Genomic DNA, 1,230 nt, shown 5'->3' with positions numbered 1-1,230 from the left:
AAATTAGCTGGTGGTGTTGCTGTACTTTATGTAGGTGCTGCTTCTGAAGTAGAAATGAAAGAGAAAAAAGACCGAGTAGATGATGCTTTACACGCTACACGTGCTGCGGTAGAAGAAGGTATTGTTGCAGGTGGTGGTGTTGCGCTATTAAGAGCTAAAAAATCACTGGAAAGCATTCAAGCATTAAACCCAGATGAAAAAACAGGAATTCAGATTGTAGCCCGTGCTATTGAATCTCCATTGAGAACCATTGTTGAAAATGCAGGATTAGAAGGTTCTGTTATCGTAGCAAAAGTTTCTGAAGGAGAAGGCAATTTCGGATACAACGCAAAAACAGATGAATATGTAGATATGTTGGCTGCAGGAATTATAGATCGATCCGCAGATATCCGAATGGGGCAACCCAATACATTGAAGATGTATTACTCCGATAGGAGGGCAAACCCGCTGAACTGAAACATCTAAGTAGGCGGAGGAGAAGAAAACAAAAGTGATTCCGTAAGTAGTGGCGAGCGAACGCGGATTAGCCCAAACCAATGTTGTTTCGGCAATATTGGGGTTGTAGGACCACGACATTTTATGCAAAGCGAATTAGAACAACCTGGAAAGGTTGACCGCAGAAGGTGATAGTCCTGTATAGGTAAGCGATGTAATAGATAGTGGTATCCTGAGTAGGTCGGGGCACGTGAAACCTTGATTGAATCTGGCGGGACCATCCGCTAAGGCTAAATACTCCTGAGAGACCGATAGTGAACCAGTACCGTGAGGGAAAGGTGAAAAGAACCGTGAATAACGGAGTGAAATAGATCGATCATTTACTGCATATTCCTTCAACTTATCAATGAGCGGAGAAGGTTTACAAGTTAAAGTTGCAGATTCCCAAGACGATTTTTCAATATTTGAACAGAATTTCTCTGGGCGTCCAAAAACAGGTGATTTTGCAGCTAAATTTTTCCACAAACTCCAACCTGGGCTTTTACCACTTGTTGTGTTATCCACTTGGGGGATAGGAACAGTAGTATTCGTTCCATAAGAGGTATCTTCTGTCATAGAGCCTGTTGTAATCACAACAAAATCTTGCTCCTTCATCTCGATACGCGTTTCTTGTCCGCCTTGATTGACAAGTAATCCTTTTACTATTTTTCCGTCTATCGTACTGTGTAAATCGACATCATGTACCAAGGTATCCAATCGGATTTGCACCCCTAATTCAGCAAGGTGATTTCGAAG

At 42.1% G+C, this 1,230-nt stretch carries 2 pseudogenes and 1 other annotated feature; of the pseudogenes, one reads left to right on the top strand and one right to left on the bottom strand.

The window, feature by feature from the left end:
* Positions 1-54 precede the first annotated feature (54 nt).
* Positions 55-321, top strand: a pseudogene (locus tag ACJ5GX_RS04030) (TCP-1/cpn60 chaperonin family protein); the annotation flags it as partial.
* Positions 315-809: a sequence feature (23S ribosomal RNA rRNA prediction is too short), on the top strand. It overlaps the preceding pseudogene by 7 nt.
* A gap of 10 nt (positions 810-819) precedes the next feature.
* On the opposite strand, the pseudogene ACJ5GX_RS04025 reads toward ACJ5GX_RS04030, so the two are convergent.
* Positions 820-1,230, bottom strand: a pseudogene (locus ACJ5GX_RS04025) (oleate hydratase); the annotation flags it as partial.

The organism is Wolbachia endosymbiont of Tuta absoluta (assembly GCF_059414725.1).
This window is presented reverse-complemented; position numbering and strand designations above follow the sequence as displayed.